The 19,668-nt window shown below is 46.2% G+C and carries 17 protein-coding genes; 8 read left to right on the top strand and 9 right to left on the bottom strand.

What is annotated here, in order from left to right:
• Positions 1-28: 28 nt before the first annotated feature.
• Together ACHA99_RS12155 and ACHA99_RS12150 are read right to left on the bottom strand one after the other, a co-directional pair.
• Positions 29-487, bottom strand: a complete 459-nt coding sequence (locus ACHA99_RS12155) for a GNAT family N-acetyltransferase (protein ID WP_263179257.1) — start codon at positions 485-487, stop codon at positions 29-31.
• A 100-nt stretch (positions 488-587) separates the two neighbouring features.
• Positions 588-1,247, bottom strand: a complete 660-nt coding sequence (locus tag ACHA99_RS12150; RefSeq protein WP_105250735.1) for a 7-cyano-7-deazaguanine/7-aminomethyl-7-deazaguanine transporter — start codon at positions 1,245-1,247, stop codon at positions 588-590.
• Positions 1,248-1,452: 205 nt separating this feature from the next.
• Between ACHA99_RS12150 and ACHA99_RS12145 the strand changes: the two genes are divergently transcribed.
• A complete protein-coding gene (locus ACHA99_RS12145; RefSeq protein ID WP_173497812.1) occupies positions 1,453-2,193 on the top strand; it encodes an ABC transporter substrate-binding protein in 741 nt (246 codons plus the stop codon).
• A 21-nt stretch (positions 2,194-2,214) separates the two neighbouring features.
• Here ACHA99_RS12145 and ACHA99_RS12140 read toward each other — a convergent pair whose 3' ends face one another.
• Entirely contained in the window at positions 2,215-3,573 is a 1,359-nt protein-coding gene (locus tag ACHA99_RS12140; RefSeq protein ID WP_393942975.1) for an isochorismate synthase MenF, read from the bottom strand.
• A 515-nt stretch (positions 3,574-4,088) separates the two neighbouring features.
• On the opposite strand from ACHA99_RS12140, the gene ACHA99_RS12135 reads away from it, so the two are divergent.
• From ACHA99_RS12135 to ACHA99_RS12125, 3 genes are all read left to right on the top strand, one after another.
• On the top strand, positions 4,089-5,459 hold the full coding sequence (locus tag ACHA99_RS12135; protein ID WP_393942973.1) for an ATP-binding cassette domain-containing protein: 1,371 nt from the start codon (positions 4,089-4,091) through the stop codon (positions 5,457-5,459).
• A gap of 306 nt (positions 5,460-5,765) precedes the next feature.
• Positions 5,766-6,956 carry an HD-GYP domain-containing protein gene (locus tag ACHA99_RS12130; protein WP_105250731.1) on the top strand — a complete coding sequence of 397 codons (1,191 nt, stop codon included), beginning with the start codon at positions 5,766-5,768 and terminating at the stop codon, positions 6,954-6,956.
• Positions 6,957-7,069: 113 nt separating this feature from the next.
• Entirely contained in the window at positions 7,070-7,705 is a 636-nt protein-coding gene (locus ACHA99_RS12125) for a paraquat-inducible protein A (protein WP_219254466.1), read from the top strand.
• A 66-nt stretch (positions 7,706-7,771) separates the two neighbouring features.
• Here the strand turns inward: ACHA99_RS12125 and ACHA99_RS12120 are convergent, their stop codons facing one another.
• From ACHA99_RS12120 to ACHA99_RS12105, 4 genes are read right to left on the bottom strand one after another with little or no spacing between them, the layout of a single operon-like run.
• Positions 7,772-8,077 carry a DUF3240 family protein gene (locus ACHA99_RS12120; RefSeq protein ID WP_006079422.1) on the bottom strand — a complete coding sequence of 102 codons (306 nt, stop codon included), beginning with the start codon at positions 8,075-8,077 and terminating at the stop codon, positions 7,772-7,774.
• Positions 8,074-11,127: an efflux RND transporter permease subunit gene (locus tag ACHA99_RS12115; protein ID WP_173248412.1), complete on the bottom strand. Its 3,054-nt coding sequence runs from the start codon at positions 11,125-11,127 to the stop codon at positions 8,074-8,076. The genes ACHA99_RS12120 and ACHA99_RS12115 overlap by 4 nt, the downstream gene beginning before the upstream one ends.
• 1 nt (position 11,128) lies before the next feature.
• Positions 11,129-12,157 carry a membrane fusion-like protein gene (locus ACHA99_RS12110; RefSeq protein WP_393942970.1) on the bottom strand — a complete coding sequence of 343 codons (1,029 nt, stop codon included), beginning with the start codon at positions 12,155-12,157 and terminating at the stop codon, positions 11,129-11,131.
• Positions 12,154-13,377, bottom strand: coding sequence for a metal transporter (locus ACHA99_RS12105; RefSeq protein ID WP_393942968.1), 1,224 nt, complete (start codon positions 13,375-13,377; stop codon positions 12,154-12,156). Before ACHA99_RS12105 ends, ACHA99_RS12110 begins: the two co-directional genes overlap by 4 nt.
• A 145-nt stretch (positions 13,378-13,522) precedes the next feature.
• Here ACHA99_RS12105 and ACHA99_RS12100 point away from each other — a divergent pair, with 145 nt between their 5' ends.
• Together ACHA99_RS12100 and ACHA99_RS12095 are read left to right on the top strand one after the other, a co-directional pair.
• The gene (locus ACHA99_RS12100; protein ID WP_105250726.1) at positions 13,523-14,068 is read left to right on the top strand and encodes a LuxR C-terminal-related transcriptional regulator; all 546 of its coding nucleotides are present in this window, start codon (positions 13,523-13,525) and stop codon (positions 14,066-14,068) included.
• A gap of 113 nt (positions 14,069-14,181) precedes the next feature.
• Positions 14,182-14,328, top strand: a complete 147-nt coding sequence (locus ACHA99_RS12095) for a hypothetical protein (protein ID WP_105253023.1) — start codon at positions 14,182-14,184, stop codon at positions 14,326-14,328.
• 23 nt (positions 14,329-14,351) lie between these two features.
• Here ACHA99_RS12095 and ACHA99_RS12090 read toward each other — a convergent pair whose 3' ends face one another.
• The gene (locus ACHA99_RS12090) at positions 14,352-15,302 is read right to left on the bottom strand and encodes a YeiH family protein (protein ID WP_168826154.1); all 951 of its coding nucleotides are present in this window, start codon (positions 15,300-15,302) and stop codon (positions 14,352-14,354) included.
• 286 nt (positions 15,303-15,588) lie between these two features.
• A complete protein-coding gene (locus tag ACHA99_RS12085) occupies positions 15,589-16,152 on the bottom strand; it encodes a malate synthase (RefSeq protein ID WP_011845404.1) in 564 nt (187 codons plus the stop codon).
• A gap of 255 nt (positions 16,153-16,407) precedes the next feature.
• Between ACHA99_RS12085 and ACHA99_RS12080 the strand changes: the two genes are divergently transcribed.
• Positions 16,408-17,940 carry a DUF3612 domain-containing protein gene (locus ACHA99_RS12080; RefSeq protein ID WP_105250724.1) on the top strand — a complete coding sequence of 511 codons (1,533 nt, stop codon included), beginning with the start codon at positions 16,408-16,410 and terminating at the stop codon, positions 17,938-17,940.
• A 674-nt stretch (positions 17,941-18,614) separates the two neighbouring features.
• Entirely contained in the window at positions 18,615-19,538 is a 924-nt protein-coding gene (locus tag ACHA99_RS12075) for a hypothetical protein (protein ID WP_113940184.1), read from the top strand.
• The last annotated feature ends 130 nt before the right edge of the window (positions 19,539-19,668 follow it).

Genomic DNA, 19,668 nt, shown 5'->3' with positions numbered 1-19,668 from the left:
TATCGTTTTGCCCTCATCCATTAACGGTTTAGATCGACTTGCACAGATACAGTTTATGATCGACTAAGCTTTTAGGATCGGCTGTCAGTTCAGTAATTAAATATTGATTACTGATCAACAAATTAAGCATCGCAGGAAAACGATTCATCGTTTTCACTTGAATATGATTATATCCTTGGCGGCGTGCCCAAGTTTCTTGATATTCGAGTAGACTCTGCGCTAAGCCTAAACGTCTAAAGTCGGATGCTACTCCACCCAACCAGCTGTAAAATATGGTTTCTTCTTGCTCATAACCCAGTTTAAACCCTGCCAATTCACCTTCTACATATGCGACTAAGATCAAATATGTCTTGCCCTGTAAGCGCTGGTCCAACACTTCGTTTGTGAGTGGGTGATCGAGCTCAGGGATTTGTTGGCTAAGTTGGATAAGCTGAGCGGCTAACTCGGGAGTCAAACTTGACTCTGCTTTAATTTCAATAGAATACATAGTTTACTCTCATAAAAAATCAGCCCCACTCGCGCGTTAACAGGAGCAGGGCTGAGCTATTAACTGGTTAAATTATAACAGGTCTGGCCAGTTGGGTTAATTAGGAAATTGATTCTTGCGGATTGGCTCGCAAAATCTTGTCCTGTAAGACTTTTAGCAAAACACCGTATGCCGGTAGGAAAAGGCCTAAGCTCACGATTAGCTTAAAGCCGTAATCAACGGTAGCGATTTCGGGCCAATTGGCTGCCATAAAGCTATCGGAAGAGGCGTAAAAGGCGATACTGAAAAAGACTAAAGTATCGACCAGATTTCCGACTAAGGTTGAGGCGGCTGGGGCGACCCACCAAGAGCGACTGGCTCGAATACGGGCAAAAACCTTAATATCCATCAACTGACCAATCAAATAAGCCGCGAAGCTGGCAAAGGCAATTCGGAACACAAAGGTATTCCACTGTGCAAGTGAATCAGCACCTTGAAAGCTGCCTTGATGGAACATCACTCCCATCACGTAGGAAATCATCAAAGCGGGGATCATAGCTTTGAGTATGATGCTGCGTGCGGCTTGTTGGCCAAAAATACGGACAGTGAGATCTGTGGCTAAGTACACGAACGGAAAGCTGAATGCCCCCCAAGTTGTGTGGTAGCCAAACAGTTGAAATGGCAATTGTACTAAGTAGTTGCTGACGCAAATAATCAGTATGTGAAATCCTACTAATAGGAATAAAGCGCGGCGAAGCTGCGCTGTGGTTAACATTAACATATGTGGCCTTTTTAGTTGTGTAGGGCGGGGTGAGGGAACCCGCTAATATTCAATTTATTATGTTTACGACTTTATTGCCGGTGACAGCGTGCTGAAATCGGGTCGCCATTATAGTGGTCGAGTTTTAAGATGCAAGTCTGCTGTTTAAATGTGCACATAGAATGAAAACTCTTCTACACTTTGAATACGTCGAAGGAGGATAGCCATGAGACGATTTTTTGCTACTTTTTGCTTATTTTTAGCTGTGTTACCTGTGTCAGTTTCCGCCGCTCAGCCGATAGTGGTCGATGTAGCAACGTCAACTTGGGAGGGATTTGCCAATCGTGATAAAACGGGTTACTACTTCGAGTTACTTCAGCGGATTTTCCCTGAGCCAGAATGGCAACTCAATGTGCAGTTTATGCCTTTTGCCCGCAGTTTATATCTTGTTGAGCACAATCGTACCGATATCACGCTCAGCGTTTACAAGGGTGATATTAAAAAGGGGCTATTAACAGAGAATATGGTTGAAGTGGACTCTATCGATGTGGCTGTTACTCCCGAGGTGGCAGCAGGCTGGACCGGTATTGAAAGCCTATCCCACAAGAAGGTTCAGGCCATGCTGGCCTACAGATACAATATGCTGACACCTGTGCCTATGTATTACGAAGAAAGTAGCGATATGTTGACTATGCTCAATAGCTTAAATGCTGGACGTATAGATGCCGTGCTAGATTACAAACCTAATTTACTTACGTTTGTTCCTAAATTAAAGGCGCCACAAAATTTTGTGATTATTCAAGGTGTACTCAAGGCCGAAACCTATTTTGTTTTCGCTAACACCGAGAAAGGCCAGATGTTGAAACAACATTTTGACCTTGCACATAAGCGCTTAATCGATTCGGGTGAACAGGACAGGCTTTACCTTGAAACGATTGAAAAACGAAGGGCTGATGGCGCTGAATAGTCTTAATGTTTACTAGGCTTATTACATTTCGAATAAAATCGACATTATGGTTGCGAGTTTATTTTCAAGCTCTTGCCACTCAGCTTCAGGCTCAGAACCTGCAATAATTCCCGCCCCCGCAAATAGATTAATCCGACCTGGTTCGATCAGCGCACTGCGGATCGCTACCGAAAACTCACTCTCATATTTATTGAAATAGCCGCAGGCACCGGCGTACCAACCGCGAATATAACCTTCACGTTGACGAATAAAGTTTAGCGCTGAATACCGCGGCAAGCCGCCAACTGCAGGAGTAGGATGCAGGGCTTGCAAAAGTTGGAAATCATTCACGCCCGGCTTCAATTCGGCTCGAATTGCACGGTGTAAATGTTGAATATGGTTCAGCTTAAAAATAGTCGCTAATTCATCGGCGCCAACATAATTGCTCAGCGGCGTGAGCATATTCACTATGTGACTGCGAACAAGTTGGTTTTCAACGCTATTTTTGTTGTCTTCTAATAAAGCGTTCGCCAGCGCAACATCTTCTTCTTGATTGAGACCGCGTACCGTTGTTCCAGCAAGTGCCTCGGTAAATAGTTCTTGCTGACGGCGGCGGAATAAACGTTCTGGTGAGCAAGAGATAAAAGTGCGATCTGGGCTAAATTGAAAGCCAAACTGGAAACTATTGGGATTACGGCCCTGCCAGCAAGCCAGCACCATCCAAGGATCGATAGGTTCGTTGACTTCAAGTTGTGTTAAGCGGGATAACACGACTTTTGGGGTATCTTGATTGAACTTAGGATCCACCACTTGCTCGACTAATGTCTTCCAACGTTCAAAATCAGGTTTGTCACTGCGCCCAAGTGGAACGATCTTTTTAGGTGGCGAGAGTGGCTTAGCAGGCATGACGGCTTCGATAGCGCCGATGGCCTTATCTATCTCGCTATGGTGATCATTATCAGCAAAATTAAGATTCACTAATAGGCTAAATTTGTTCCCACTGCGTCTAAATTCAATGCGCGGCAGGATAAAGCGGCTATTACCGAACTCAGGCCAAGACTCTATAGTGCGATCGAAGGCAACACCGCCATAGTAGCGAATATTCTGATTCGTCGATAAGGCTCGCTGCTCTTGGTAGGCCATGGCCAGTTGCTGATCATTGATTCCGGTTTCAAATCTAAAGTCTTTGCACGCCCCTATCGCCGCGACTTCTTCGATTCTGTCGCGCCCATGCCAGTAGATCCTTGGGTATTGAGTCTGTGATGCCAGCCATGAAATTAAAGGCATAGTGACAGTGTTTAGTGACAACTGCACTATCGGTTCCGTCGGTGGAACTTGCTTTAATTGAATGAGTTTGTCGATGAGAGACTTAAGGTCTTCAGACAGGGCATGAACGGGCAAATAGAACTCCAAAGATAACGGATGAAGGCGAAAGCTGAAGGTCACTCTGTCAGCGTCAGTAAATTCGACTCAGGTTAATGTCCTCTTTTACAAGCCATTTACCTGTAGTGATTTTAGTCTGTAAATAAGAATCTTTCGCTCAAATTAAAGGCCACGGTCGAGTGTGTCAAGATGTAAGGCCCTATCGTGTGACTTTCGCCATAGTCTCATTTTACGCTGATAAAAAATGTGACTTGAGTGGGTCTTTTTGTCGGGCAAGTCACCCTCGGTGGACATTTTGTCTCTTAGTCGCTAAATGTACTTTCCCTTTGTCGTAATTAGTCGATCTAGGTTGGTTTTTAAACGTTTTTCGGTTGAGACAGAATAATCGCGGTCCACAATAGCTGGCACATCTTAAATTTTCTACGTGACAAGTTAGATGTCTATTAACGTATGACTCGCCGTGGGAATGAAAAGACGACTAGGGTGAAGCCTTGTCATAGGCTGTTCGTTAGATCTTTATAGGCAGATATAGCATGAAACTCTTAGATCTCGAAGGCGTTAGCTTCAACTATGGCAGCCAGTTACCGACGGTATTACAGGAAATTAACTTGGCGATTGGCACAGGCCAATGCCATTGCGTGAGCGGTCCTACGGGCTCAGGAAAATCGAGTCTGCTAAACCTACTGGCGGGCGTGTTAAATCGCCCGCATGAAGGTGACATCTGGCGTTATCCTCAATTGGTTACGGGTCTGGTAATGCAAGACCCACAAACTCAGCTACTAAGGCAAACCGTTGGTGCCGAGGTGGCTTTCGCCTTAGAAACCCTCGGTATTCCCACCGAGCAAATGCTACCTAAAGTGCAATTAGCACTACGGCGCGTGGGCTTGTATCTGCGCCTCGATACCCAAGTCAGCACGCTTTCCCTCGGTCAAAAATATCGCTTAATGATCGCCGCCCAACTAGTGTCAGAGCCGCATTTACTGCTGCTCGATGAACCTTGGGCACAACTCGATGATCACGGTGTGAGTGAGCTGCTGGTCGTGCTTCGTAATCTTATCCAAGATGGTATGGCGCTAGTATTAGTTGAGCATAACGCCTCGGCATTCGCCGAGATTATTCAGCATTATTGGCAGTTAGAGGCTGGCAAGTTGTCCGAAGGCATCTATACAGTGAGCGATGCGCCACAAATTGAAGCGCCTGCGTGGCGACATCAAGCTAAATTTGAGCATTTAGGCAAAGTCTTGGTCAGCGCCGAAGCCTTTGATTTTGGGTTCGATGCTTGTCCCATGTTATTTGCGTGTCCGCAAGGATTCCAATTACAGGCGGGGGAGATAGTGACCTTAGTGGGCGACAACGGCTCTGGTAAAACGAGTCTATTGAAAACCATAGCTGGCGTGCACAGTTTAAGGCAGCGTCTTCCCCTTAAAGTGCTAGGGCGAAGGCCTAAATTGGGGATTTATGGCGCTGAATTGGGACTATTGATGCAAAGGCCGAGTCGACAATTATTCGAGTCTAACGTGCTAGCCGAAATGCAGTTTAGCCTTAGGCGCTTTGAGCTCCCCAAAGAGCGAGCGGTGCAAATGTTAGACGAGTTGGATTTATTTAGCTTAGCCCATCTGTCGCCCCACAAATTATCCTACGGCCAACAGCACTTGATTGCCTTAGCGTCACTCGCCTGTCTACGCCCTAAGGTGCTGCTTTTGGACGATCCATTGGCGGGGATGGATAAGCATTACTACGGCAAAGTGTGGTACTTGCTAAAGCGGTTAAGCTCCCAAGGTTGCGCTATTTTGCTCAGCACTCACAGAAGCATTGAACACAGCGCAGTGTCACGGCAACTGAGTTTACGTAATGGTTTATTGGTGGAAGAGTCAACTGAAATGGCTGAGCGTTATGTGGGGTAGTTGTGAGCTTTTCGCGCGTGAGGGTTGCAGGTTTTGAATGCCTAGCCCTTAGGCATTTGTTGAAATAATGAGAGATTGAAATGGGCCTAATCTACGCCTTAAGCTCTGATTTCATCGTATCTTGTTTAGGACCCTTTATTTACCAAGAAAGTCTATGGTGATTTTCTAATCCTCGTCTTAGAATGCCCCTCACGTCTGTTCTATAATAATCAAAAATAACAACAGAACATTTGAGCGTAAGTCGCTTTAATGTCGTATGGTTAAGTTGATATTTTATTCAGGCACATCATCCTTGGGGTTGTAGATATGAGTGAGTCGGCAGAATCAGTTGAACTTATCAAATTACCAGTGTCACAGCTGACATTGGGTATGTTTGTCAGTGCCATAGACAAAAATGATAAAGGTCAACTTGCTATTGCAAATGCAGGACAAATTAAGCACAAGGATGCGATTTTAAAGTTAGCTAAAAGTGGTATTAAATTTGTTTGGGTAGACGCTGATCGTTCGGCTGAACATTGTGGGTTAAAGAAAAAAATCACTAACGATAATCAAACCGACAATAAAAAAGCGCTCATTAGCCGCGATAAGCAACAAGCTCAAGCTAAAGTCATGCTTACCGAAGCGAAAGACCTCATTCGTAAAGTCTTATCTGAGACTTTCGAAGGTAAAGCCATCGAAGTAGCTCCCTTCGAAGCGTTAGCCGATACCATGATAGAGTCAGTGATGTTGGATGCTGATGCGCTTAAATGTATGTCTGCACTCCGTTCAAAAGATGCCTATCTACTTGAACATTCAGTGAATGTCGCCTTTCTACTGGTTACCTTTGGTAAATACTTAAAGCTAGATCGTGTTATGCTACGGGAAATGGCGGTCGGCGGGATTTTGCACGATATTGGCAAGATTAAAGTCGACAATAAAGTGCTGCACAAGCCGGGCAAACTGACACCGGAAGAGTTTGAACATATGAAGCTGCATCAAGTGTATGCGCTTGAAATTATGAACGAAACTACTGGTCTTTCGCAGATCAGTAAAGATATCTGCTTGATGCACCACGAAAAATTAGATGGCAGAGGTTATCCAAGGGGTTTGAAGGGGGATGAAATCCCCCGCCATGGCCGTATGAGTTGTATCGTTGATATCTTCGATGCTTTGACAGCGACGCGATGTTATAAAGAGGCTATGAGCCCTGCCGCGGCCTTTAAAATTTTACTCAGTCTAACGCCATTCCATTTGGATCAAGAATTGGTCTATGAGTTTATTCGTTGTATTGGTGTTTACCCTGTGGGTTCCTTAGTTGAATTGTCGGATGGTCGTGTTGGTATTGTTTGGGCCTCGAAAGATAGGGATGCGCTACATCCAATCGTAAAGTGTTTTTATTCTTTAAAAGTAAAACGTTACACTGATGTCGCTATGGTGGATTTATTAAAATCTGAACTTTATATTGAACGCGGTGTGTCACCGAGTACATTAGATATCGATCCGACGCCTTTCTATTAATCTTCAAATCCTACCTTAAATGCCGGTCATCTGAGTCGATGGCTGGTGTGAATGATTGCAGAGCCTGCGCTAAAAACCGTAAACTGAAAGTATTTCTCTGGTCGAGCAATGCTATGAACAGTGCTATGAAATCTCTATTTCCTATTTTTATCATTATCTTATCCTTGGCTTTGTTAATCCCTGGGGTGACTCAACCTATTTTGAGTATCAGCGGCAGTATCGATAAGGCCAAGCTGGCGGAACAAGGCATAGAGCAAGTTGCCCAAAGATTTGATGAGGACTCTGGGCGTGACAGTGCCCGCGGCATGTTAAGCATGGTCAGTGGGTTGCTTGGGTTTAATAGCCTTAAGGGCGAAGTCGAAGTGTTGCAGAAAACCCGCAGTATTTGGGGAACGGTAACCGAACTTTATCACTCTGGGAATGAGCTCGTCGCGGGATTAGTCATGTTATTCAGCGTGGTGGTGCCTGCCTTAAAGTTGAGTTTAATGCTGGCACAGCAATGTGTTAGCTCGATTGGCCTGAAGCTGAGGATTAATGCCGTCGTCAATGCACTCGCCAAGTGGTCGATGGCCGATGTGTTTGTGGTAGCGCTGATCATCACCTTTATGGCGGGGAACGCCTCAGGTGGCATGGGGGAAATGTTAAAAACACAGGCGCAATTTGAAAACGGTTTTTACTTCTTTACTGCTTACTGCATTTTATCGATTCTGAGTGGTTTTTTAGTGCGGCGTCCAACGCCAATTTTGTAGCTATTTTATAAGGCATCCCGACCTTAGCGATAAGGTCGGGATGCCGAGATTTAACCGCTCAGCGAGTTAGGACAGAGTACCATTTTGATAAATGGGCATAATCCAATAGCGACAGGGATTATGTTTGCAGACCAAAGCCAGCGCCGCGAGTAGCGCCGCTTGTTGTGCAGCGGGGTGCATGATTTCGAATTTGCAAAACTCCCGATAACCTTCCACTTGTTCCTTGATATTAAAATGGCTGTGTTCACGGCTAAAACCACAAATATTCCCTAGGCTAAAACCCGATAGAAACTCCAACTCTATCAAGGTATCGACTATGTCGTCCTTAATATCATTTTGGGCGATCAGTACTAACAGTTGTTCTGTGCTCATTTACGTTTCTCCAGCCAAAAATACAGAATTGGCAGTAAATACAGTGTGGTAATGGTTGAAGTGAGCAGGCCGCCAATCACCACAATCGCTAAAGGTTTTTGAATTTCAGCCCCAGGACCTGAGGCAAACACTAGCGGCATAAGACCAAACATGGCCGTTGTCGCCGTCATCAAAATGGGGCGTAAACGCCGCGCCGCACCTTGTTCTACCCGTTCGCGCAGATTACTGAACATGTGCTTGGTTTGTTCGTAATAGCTGACCATCACCACGCCATTGAGCACAGCAACCCCAAGTAGGGCGATAAAGCCAACCGAGGCGGGCACGGACAAATATTCCCCCGATAAATACAGGCTAACTATGCCGCCCATCATAGCGAAGGGAACGTTGGCGAGGATTAAGCCCGCTTTGGCCAGTGAGCCAAATGTGGTAAATAAAATCAAAGTGATCAGTGCGATAGCAATGGGGATCACTAACAGTAAATTGCTGGTGGCCCGCTGCTGGTTTTCAAACTCGCCACCAAAACTCACGCTATAACCGCTCGGGAGTTTGATTTCCTTTGCGATTTTAGCGTTGAGCTCTTCTACAAAACTCACAATATCGCGACCCTGCACGTTGGTGGTGATCACTGAAAAGCGATTCCCTTGCTCACGCTCGATAAGGATGGGGCCTTGCTTATAGCTTAATGTGGCGACATCACTGAGGCGTTTTAAGGAGTGATCTGGCATCACCAGTAACTGATTTTTAAGCTCATTAATGCTACTTAAGTGGCTCTGATTATTAGCCATCAGTACGGGTGTGCGCTTCTTACCTTGCAGCACTTCGGTCACTATCACGCCTTCGAGTTGGCTTTTCAGGTAGCGAGCAAACTCCATGGTGCTCATGCCAAAGCCACGGGCGAGCTCGTTATCTAAGGTGAGGTTGATAAAAGGACTGCCTTCGATCATCGCCATTTTCACATCGACGCTGCCGCTGGTGGCATTAACGAGCTGTTGGATCTGGCTCGTGAGCTGGCCTAAGGTGTCGATATCATTACCAAAGACCTTAATCGCCACGTCGCCAATACTACCAGTGAGCATTTCGGACACGCGCATTTGTATCGGTTGAGTGAAGTTAAAATTAACGCCGGGATAGTCCAATAACACAGTGCGGATCGCATCGATAAGCGCTTCTTTATTGGCAAAGCGCCATTCGCTGCGGGGCAGAAGTTCTAAGAATACATCGGTTTCATTGAGCCCCATGGGATCTAAGCCGATTTCATCCGCGCCAGTACGCGCCACCATTTGTTTGATTTCAGGAACTTTAGCCAGCAAGGTTTGCTGAATTTGCTTGTCGATGGCAATCGAAGCTTCGAGTGAAATCGACGGGGATTTCTCCAGCTGCAGGATAATGTCGCCTTCATCTAAGGTCGGCATAAAGGTTTTTCCCACTAACCCGAACAAGCCTAAGCTGACGATAAGCAAGCTAAAGGCGATCACCATAAAGCGTTTTTGATGGCTAAACGTGCTCTTGAGGCTGGCCAGATAAAGCTGTTTAAGCTTTTCAATCGCCTTAGGTTCCTTGGCGGCTTTTTCGTTGACGAGATAAGAAGCGATAACCGGAATAACGGTTAACGACAACACCAGCGCCGACAGCATGGCAAACACGATAGTGACCGCAACTGGGGTAAAGAGTTTGCCTTCGAGCCCGCTCAAGGTCAGTAAGGGCGAGAACACTATCATGACGATCACAGTGCCCGACACTACGGGAATGGCAACGTCCTTGGTCGCGCGAAAAATCAAATGCAGCCGCGGTAATCTCTGCTTAGTAGCGATAAGATTTACCATGTTTTCGACTACGACCACAGATGAATCCACTAACATGCCGATGGCGATAACTAGTCCGCCTAGGCTCATTAAGTTCGCAGAAAGATTGAAGTAATCCATCATCAAAAACGTCATCAACGCGGCAAGAGGCAGCGAGAGTGACACGACCAATGCGGCGCGCACGTTGCCTAAAAATAGCGCCAGCAAGATAATCACCAACACTACGGCTTCGAACAAGGCATTGGAGATGGTCTCAATCGCGGTATTGATCAGATTCGCGCGGTCGTAAAAGGTGTTGATCTGGCTCCCTTCTGGCAAGGTTAGGCTGATTTGATCGAGTTTTTCTTTAATGTTTTTGACTACTTGTGCGGTATTGGCGTCTTTTAGGGCGATGATCAAGGCTTCGGCGGTTTCGTTGCCGTCTTTCGTGACTGCGCCATAGCGAGCTAAGTGGCCAATTTGAATATCGGCCAAATCCTGCAGTCGATACACTCTGGCATCATCGGCCTTGATCACTAATTGTTTGAGTTCGTCGATATCATCGATGCGACCTTCGGCGCGCACTATTATGGTATCTGTACCAATAGTGAGCTTGCCCGCACCTTCGTTGTGATTATTCTCCACTATCGCCTGTTGCAGCGCCGCAAAACTTACGCCTGCGGCCGCCATAGCCGCAGGTTTGGGGGTCACACTAAAGCTTTTGGCATAGCCACCGAGGATATTCACATCGGCGACACCTGCAACGGTTCGTAGCAGCGGACGGATTTCCCATTCGAGCAACTGCCGTCTTTCCATCAGCGAAAGATTGGGATTTTCGAGTGAAAACATAAAGATTTCGCTGAGCGGCGTACTCATAGGCGCTACGCCGCCCGTCACACCTTCAGGGAAACTGTCCCACACGGCGGCGATGCGTTCGCTCACCTGCTGGCGCGCCCAATAGATATCTGTGCCTTCGTCAAAATCTAGGGTGATATCGCTGATGGCGTATTTAGTGGTTGAGCGCAGAATCGATTGATGGGGAATACCTAACAGTTCGGTTTCAATCGGCACGGTAATTTGCGCTTCGATTTCCTCCGGCGTCATGCCGGGCGCCTTGAGGATAATCTTCACTTGGGTGGGCGAAATATCGGGAAAGGCATCCAAGGGAATGGAAAACCAGGCTCGCGCTCCCGCTAACATAATGATCAGCGCCACAATCAGCACAAATAAGCGCTGCGTAAGCGAAAAGCGGATGACTGAGGTCAGCATCTTATTCGCCTCCTAAGCCAAGCATTATGCCTTTGACTGCAGCAACGGACTGGGATAACACTTGGATTTGGCTGAGTTCTTGATCGCTTTCAACGATATATTGCTCTGGGGTTGAACCGAGAATATCGATCGTAATCGAGGTGAGCGTGTCTGCGGTTTTAGTGAAGACTTGGCTGTCTTGCTCCCAACTGAATACGCTATTTTTAGGCAATAAATACACCGCCTTTTGATACTCGGGTATCACAGTGATCTGTTGTCCTAACAGTAAGTTACACTCCTGCGGCAAGGGTGATGACCAAGCGGTCACAAACGCACCTTCGGCGATGGCCGACACGGACTCAATGGCGATATGGCACTGATTGATATTCACCGCCGAGAGCGAGTGTGACTGACTCATTGGCACACTGACCTTGACGCGAATGCTGTCGCTGGGCACCAGTGAGAATAGCTGTGAACCCGCCATATAAGGCCCTTTTACTTGGTTGAGTTTAACGATCCCCGCCACTGGCGTGCCTACCACTAGGGAGTCTGTGGCGGCATCTGTGCTTTTGACTATCTCCATAAAATGCTGCATGTGCTCGTATTCGAGGTGAGTGCTGAAGTAGTCTTGGCTGATCTCTTGCCATTTTTCTGCGCTGATACTGCCATTGTTTAATAAGGGTTTATTGCGCTCATAACGGCTTTTGGCCAGTTGATATAAGCTGCTGGCGGCTTCGACTTGGGCGAGGTAGTGGAACACTTCTGGCCCAGTCAGTTTAACTATTGCTTGGCCTTTAGTGACGAGCTGGCCTTGGCCGACGAGGAAGCTGATCTGCTGGATATTTTCCGGCGTGCTGATCCAATAATCGTTACCGGGGAGGATTTCAACCTGCGCGGGCAACGGGCTGCCCTCATAACTGGCGACTTTCTGTGGTTGCACGTAGCTCAGGTCCAAATTACCGAGGGAGCTTATCGTTAAGGATTCAGCCTGCACTAAGGTGGCAACACTGGCGGATAAACAGAAAAGGCATGCGCCGTACTTGACCATCATAATGAAATTCCTAAGGCTTGCAGTTGTTGGGAGTGCAGTTGTTGCTGCGCGACTTGGTTCAGTGCTAAGCGGGATTCGGTATCGAGGGCATCCATATAGCGGCGCAGCCAGACTTCGTAGCTAACTTGATTTTGGTCTTTGACCTTGGCCAGCTCTTCTGTGATCGTGCGGCTAAGGTGTAAGGCTTGAGTCAGCAATGTTTGTTGGTCGAGCAGATTTTGTTGCTGTTGCTCTAGTTTTTTAAGCTGAGTTTTCAGCTCGATATAGGTACGGTCGAGGTTGAGCGTGTGCTCGGTATTGGCTTGTTGCCATTGGGATAATTCGGTTTGTGATAGGGCAGAACCTAAGGTCAGCGGTACAGAAACGGCGATGCCAAGCTGTTGATCATCGACTTGATTATCTGCGGTATTTTTGGCCGTGAGTGAGACTGCCCAAGGATCGTTATTCCCTGCTTGCTGACTCTGGATGATCAACAGTTGTTGCTGCTTCTGCAGGCTCAATAGTTGCCATAATGGATGCTGCGCGAGCATGTCATTGGGTTGGTTGTTGGCAGAAAGTGGCCGCGCGGTTTCGGCTATGTTCTGCGGTATTTGCTCTTGTCCGGTGAGTTGTTGATAGAGGGCACGCGCCTCGGCCTGTTGCTGGTTAAGATCGACCCGCTCCAGTGCAATATCCACCAGTTCGCGTTCTAACAAGAGTATGTGGGCAATCGGCAGTTCGCCCGCATCTGTGAGTTGCTTTTGCTGACTATGAAGCTTGTCGAGTAATTGGCTCTTGCGATCTAATTGGGCCAGTTTCACTGCAGCAAGACGATGTTCCCACAGGCTTTGTCGCAATAATCCCGATAAATACAGGCCTTGCAGCGCGGCTTGTTGCACCTGAATGCCTTGGGTGAGTTGTTTAATTTGCTTATCGCTGCTGTGCAAAGCAGGGGATTTTATTGGCAAATTGAGTGAGAGTTCCTGCTCGTAGCTGTTACCATTATCTAGGCTACCTAAGTGACTCAAGCTAATGCTCGGCAGGCCATTGAGCCAAGATGAACTGCTTAAGCTTATTTGTGATTGCGGTAACTGACCGCCTGATTGAGATAGAGAATGTAATCTTGCTTGGCTGGTGGTGAGTGCTTGAGATAGCTCGGAATGCGCGGCGTGGCACAGGAAACTGCTGCTGACTAAGGTCGCCAACAGACATAACTTGATACAAGACGTACTGACAGACATAGGACGATTCTATGGTAATAAAGTGTGCTGTTAGTGTAGGGATTGGTGGGCGAAAGTCGTGGGGGACATGTATCATAAAACCGTCTATGGTACATATGTCCCATAAATTAATGGGTTGATTTTGCTTTTATTTAGGAGTTTTTCGATGAAGGATCTTGTCATTATTGGTCTGTTGGCCTTGATCATATGCTTTAAGCTTTTTGACATCACTTCCGACATTCAATTGGGCATTCCCCAATGGCATATTGCCCAGGAAGCCATGTTATTAGTGCTCACTGTGATTGGTGCCATGTACTTAAGTTATGACCTTATTCGTCGCTCCCGCGAAGTGAAAGCGTTGGCTAAACGGTTGGAGCATGCGGATAAAAAAATCGACAATATGTCGACGCAAATGCGCTCTGCCAGACAAGAATACAGCCAAGCGGTGTCGCAGCAATTCGAGACTTGGGGCTTTACTAAGAGTGAGCAGCAAGTGGCTTTTTTATTACTTAAGGGCCTAAGCTTTAAAGAAATTGCCGAAGTGCGCCAGACTAAAGAAAAAACCGTCAGACAACAGGCATCGACCATTTACGGTAAAGCGGCAGTCGATGGACGCCATACTTTTTGCGCTTGGTTTATGGAAGATTTTATTCAAGAACATAATCAAGATCTTGCTGCGAATGAAGCGGCATCAAGCCCTAAGGCAGCTTAATCAGCGCAGGATTGGCTTAGCTGTTATAGCTATTTGTTATTGAAAATCGATATTTGCTGAGTTTTTAGTTCTAAACAATAATGAGCATCCCCTAAGTTTGCAGGAAGATGCAATTGAAAAACTGGCTGATTATCGTGTTTTGCCTGATTGCCTTGGTCGCTTCGACGCAAACCACAGGACTCGTGCGTTCACTTATCGAATTCTCCGCCTTTGTTGGCGTCCTCTACTGGGCTTGGCGAATGAAGCCGACGGCAGAGTAGATTGGCTTTGAGTTAAATCTTAGCTATTGAAAATAAACAATATACACTAAAGACGTGATACCAATTGCTGCCCACAGCATCACCCCAAGCAACAAAGGTTTGGGGCCACTCGCCCGCATTTTCTGCACTGTAATTCCTGCACCAATCAAAAACAAACACAGGACTAATGCCCGTTTCGACACCATAAATAAGGTGTCATAAACAGCGTGGAATTGTGGCAACCAATGGGCCACGGCAATGGCTAAACAATAAAAACCGATAAAATACGGCAGGTTAAGCTTGCGCTTATTGCCACCAAACAACATAGCGCTGACCAATGCTATCGGAATAATCCACAGGGCACGGGCGAGTTTTATGGTAGTGGCGGTTTTTAAGGCTTCATCGCCGTAGGCTGAAGCCGCGCCGACAACCGATGAAGTATCGTGGATGGCGATGGCACTCCACACGCCAAAATCGTATTGGCTCATATTGAGCAAGTGGCCGAGTGCAGGGAATAAAAATAGCGCGACTGAATTGAGCACAAATACGCAGGCTAACGCAGTGGCGGTTTGATCGTTACGCGCATTGATGGCCGGAGCGACTGCGGCAATGGCGCTGCCACCGCAAATAGCGGTACCAGAGGCGATTAAGTGGCCCGTGACATGATCAAATTTCAGGGCGCGGGTGAGCATAAACCCTAAGCTGAGGGTGAAAAAGATTGAGCCAACAATCAGGCCGAAGTTGTGGGTGCTCGCCTCGATCGCCGCGTTTAAGTTAATCCCAAACCCTAAGCCAATGATCGAATAAGACAGGAGTTTTTTGGTGAGTGCGGCGATATTCCATTGCACTGGCACCCAACCAAGGCTGGCTAAGGTAAAACCTAACACTAGCGCCATGGGCGATGAGATAAAAGGCGCGAGGCATAACAAACCCGCACAGATGAAAACGATGCGATGAGTCTTATTATTTTGCTGTGATGTCGATGAAGAATTCATAACGCCTTAGGCTCGAGCGATTCGGTTTATCGTTCCAACCACAGATCTTCACATTAAGCGACGGATACAAAATGGCGATCAATTGGATTGATCATGGAGACAGATGCAAGAGGGCGTTATAGCTGGGTGTATGAGCCTCAATAAAATCAATTAAACTTATCTAGTCAGTCAGTTTTATTGACTATCAGAGGATTGTGCAAAGCAGGAGGGTAAATTGAAGAAGATGAACTGAGCTCAGTTCATCTTCTTAGCTAGATAATAAATGGCGAGGTTACAAAACGTGAAATTATAAATTTACGATACTTTTCAAGTTGTAATCGCTGCCATCCTTTGCGGTAAACAACTTATCTTGGGTGTCGTTGGCGCTGGACATACCCGCATGTAATAGGCTGAGCCAATGGCGCGATGCGGCAGAACGTGACTCTGGTGTTCCGACTACCATGTTTAATGACGTTCCGATTTGGATATCTTCCAGATTGGCAACGTCTCTCGCACCTATCATGCCACTGCGGTCGAAACTGAGTTCAACGTGGCAACCTAGGTCCTGTAACACTATGGCGCAAGGCGCATCTTTAGTGCCGTTAAAGGCCACAAACTGTTTTGGCTGACGTAAACCACTGTGGCTGCCGTCGGCAAAAAAGGCCAACAGGTGTTGGTAGTAAACCACATAGCTGCTCACATCTTGGTGTGAACCAGAGTTAAGTGGAAAGAGGCGGTCGAGGAATTGTTTCGCATTAGCGATCTTCTCGTGCTCGGCGACATTCACTTGGGCCACGGCTAGCACTTCTTCTGCGATGAGGCTGTTTAGATTCGGTTGGATCTGGTTGCTCTTGATAATTGACATATTCATCGCTTGTTCCTCTCACTCTTTCAATTTAAAAAAATTCAGGGTTTTGATTTAACTTTTGGCTTATCAAAGTTTGTCTTCAATTTGGTTTGTCCGCTTTGAGTGCTTAGCCACTTTTAGTGGGAGTGGTTAAGCATTTCTTGTACTGGAATGGCTTAGCTTGTTCGCATTAGCCTTTCCTTGATTGCTTGATTTGTAGTCTAGTCTTTTTTTGACTACAATTTCACAATAAAAATTTTACACTGTGAATTTTACAAAATGCGCAATGACCAGAGCTTGATGAGAAAATCACATTTCCTAGGCACAAAAATACGTAACCTACGGAAACGTAATAATTTAACTATGGAAGATTTGTCGGCACGATGCATTCGAGTCGACGCGGGAAGTGCGCCCTCTGTGTCATATTTGTCGATGATCGAACGTGGCAAGCGTGTGCCGAGTGCCGGAATGCTGGCTGTGATCGCCGCGGTTTTTCAAAAAGACGCCGAATGGTTCTTAGACGATGTGCCCGAAGAAAACGCCATTACGCCAGACAAGGGTCGACGTGGTGGCATAAGTGGTATGGCACTCGAACCCAGCTTTTTGTTTTCCAATGATATTTTACAAATAGCGATACCTGAGATGCTGTCGCAAACAGGGATCTCAGGTCGGCAGTTTGCCCATTTATTGATCCGCGCCCATCAAGAACACCATCAAAATCATTTCCCTGATCTTGAACGTGCCGCTGAAGAAGTCGGCCTCAAACGTATGCCCTTATCTCTGGACGATATGCTGGATATTGCTAAGGGAATGGGATTAAAAATTAAGTGGATAGACAGTACGCCGCAGGAAGTTATCGATGAAATGGGCGTGAGTTCGCGTCAGTTGGTCACCTCATTTATTGAGCCGCCGAGCACGATTTATGTAAATAAAATCCTCAAAAATCGCCCCAACAGACTCAAATATGATTTAGCCGTGCACATAGGTCATTGCGTGTTGCACAACAAGGATGGCCTCAAGAGTGTGATGATCTCAGGCCGCAAATTAGAAGTGGATGAAGAGGCGGGTATGCAGTCCAATACCTTGAACGCGCAGGATATCTTGCATGCGTGGCGCGATTTTGAATCGAGCTTCTTCGCCGGTGCGCTGCTGTGCCCTAAAGTGCCTTATCGCCAATTACTCGACCGCCACGGCTATGAGATTGAAGTACACAAGCAACTGCAAGTGTCAGCCTCAGTCGCCATGCGGCGCATGACAGTGGTATCTCCTTATCCTCATTGGCATTATTTCGACGCTTACGCACCAGGCAAGCTCAAGGCCGTTTACCGTGGTAACGGGATTCCACTGCCTTGGGGCAATATGCGGTTAGTGGAAGACCCTTGTCAGCATTGGGCCGTCTTTAGGATGATCAGTGAGCCAACGGTTGGCACTTCGGCACAGATTTCGATTTTAAACGTCGGCAACGAACCCCGCATTTACTGCTGTGAGTCGATTAAAGTCGAAGACTCGGCGGGCAACCCGCATGTGCTCTGCGCTGGCATAGATTTGAATCCAGCCATTGAAGCCCAAGGCAAAGATGCCCTGTCTATCGCCCACGATTTGAAAGATGCCTGTGTCGCCAGTGGCGGTTCAGTCACCATTCCCAAACACATTAAAAGTGATCTGGTGAGCGTCGCAAAAATCCTCAATATCAACTGGATAGAGCGCGGGATCAAAAATGACGCCCGCCTTATTTGCTCTCGCGGCGCCGTGTGTCCACGTCAACCCAGTTGCTATCAAGCAGGTAAATCACAGTGTGATGGGGCGACGTAAATCACTATTTGATTTACGTTGAGTTTTGCGGCCTTACGGCCGAGAAAGTCGTGGGGCTTCACCCCACACCCGACCAAGGAGGACTGCTCGTCCTATCCTCCTTGGATGCTCCATGACGCCCCCAACGGAGTTGAAAGCTCCTTGTGCTCATTGGCAAATTTGCTATCGCTTCCGAAGTCCTCGCTTTACATCCATGTAAAGCACTCCAGTTCGGCAATCCTTGCCTCTCGCTCATAAGCGCGAAAATCACCGATTTTCATTCGCCCCTGCACCTGCGAAAGCTAGCTCGCCATCCATGGCGAGACTCACGCGAATTTACCATTCGCCCTGCGGCAACTCCGAGGGGAATAGTATTCTGCGGCATCAGGTATGAAATTTAGCCCGAAGAGATTTGCCTGTAATGTCTTTTAGTTAACTTTTTTTATACGTTCAGACCCAAGAGCATTAATAACAAATCACACTTAAAATAAAACGCACTGTTAAGTAATTTTAATATCAAGTGATTACCGTCAAGACTGCATTAATAACAACTTTCTTGTTAAAATAAACTCCTATAGCATAGAACAAATTAAAAAATTGGATGCAGCAGTATAACTGCTAAGTCCTTATATGTGCCTTGCAGTAATGTAATGCATGAGTAATAAAACGTTACTTACTACAAGATAGGATTACGTATGGCTAAGCAAATATCCCCAGCAGGAATAATGGCGCTGAAAGAGGCTCTTTGCTCTGTGTACTGGTATAAATCTGAATTAAGAGGTTTTCTCCAACTTTGCCTATCTAATCCTTCCATTCTTAATAAATTCAATTGGGAGAATTACAAGCGACAAATCGCCTCTGACATTATTGATTATCTCGTTGTAAATCAATCATCACATCTTGGTGACTTAACTAAAATTTGCTATGAGATTTGTAAAATTAATGATTTTTCGCATCTTAAATCTCTAGATGATGGTCCTCAAAAAGTAGAAAAAGCACGAAGTTCAGTAAATCAATTAAAACAACTTGTAGAGCCCCATCAAGAAATAAAAAAAGAACACGATGAGATTAAACGCCGTCAAGAGCAAGCGGCTATAAAGCTTAAAGCGAACGTTGCTGTTCGCCAAAAGCTTGAACAAATAAAAAATAGATATATGTCTTTGGTTGGGACTGATAACGCGCAAGTCCGTGGGTTCGAATTAGAGAAAATAATGTATGAATTGTTTGAGCTTTTTGATTTAGATCCGAAAGCATCATTTAAAAATCTTGGGGAGCAGTTAGATGGCGCATTTTCTCTTGATGGAACTGAATATCTCTTCGAGGCAAAGTGGCAAAAAAGCCTCGTAAATAAGGCAGATTTAGCAGTATTTTCTGACAAAGTTAAAACTAAACTTGAAAACACGTTGGGCATCTTCTTATCCATCAATGGTTTCTCTCAAGATGGCGTTGCTGCACATCAGGCTGGTGGTTCCTCTATTTTATTAATGGATGGGGGAGATTTAATGGCTGTATTTGAGGAGCGTATAGATTTCACTAGCTTGTTACTTCGTAAAAAGCGTTATGCTGCACAAACAGGGAACATTTATTTCAGTTATTACCAAATGATTAGTAATGGATAATGCCTTTTATTTAGTGTTTGCTGCTAAATTCTCTATGCGTCAAATTGAAATAGTTGTCAGCAGATATATGCTGATTATTAATGGGATTAAGCACTCGCATGTAAGTGACCGTTGGCGGCATGGATGCCGC

Source organism: Shewanella sp. S23-S33 (assembly GCF_043359565.1).
Taxonomy (GTDB): domain Bacteria; phylum Pseudomonadota; class Gammaproteobacteria; order Enterobacterales; family Shewanellaceae; genus Shewanella; species Shewanella oncorhynchi.
This window is presented reverse-complemented; position numbering and strand designations above follow the sequence as displayed.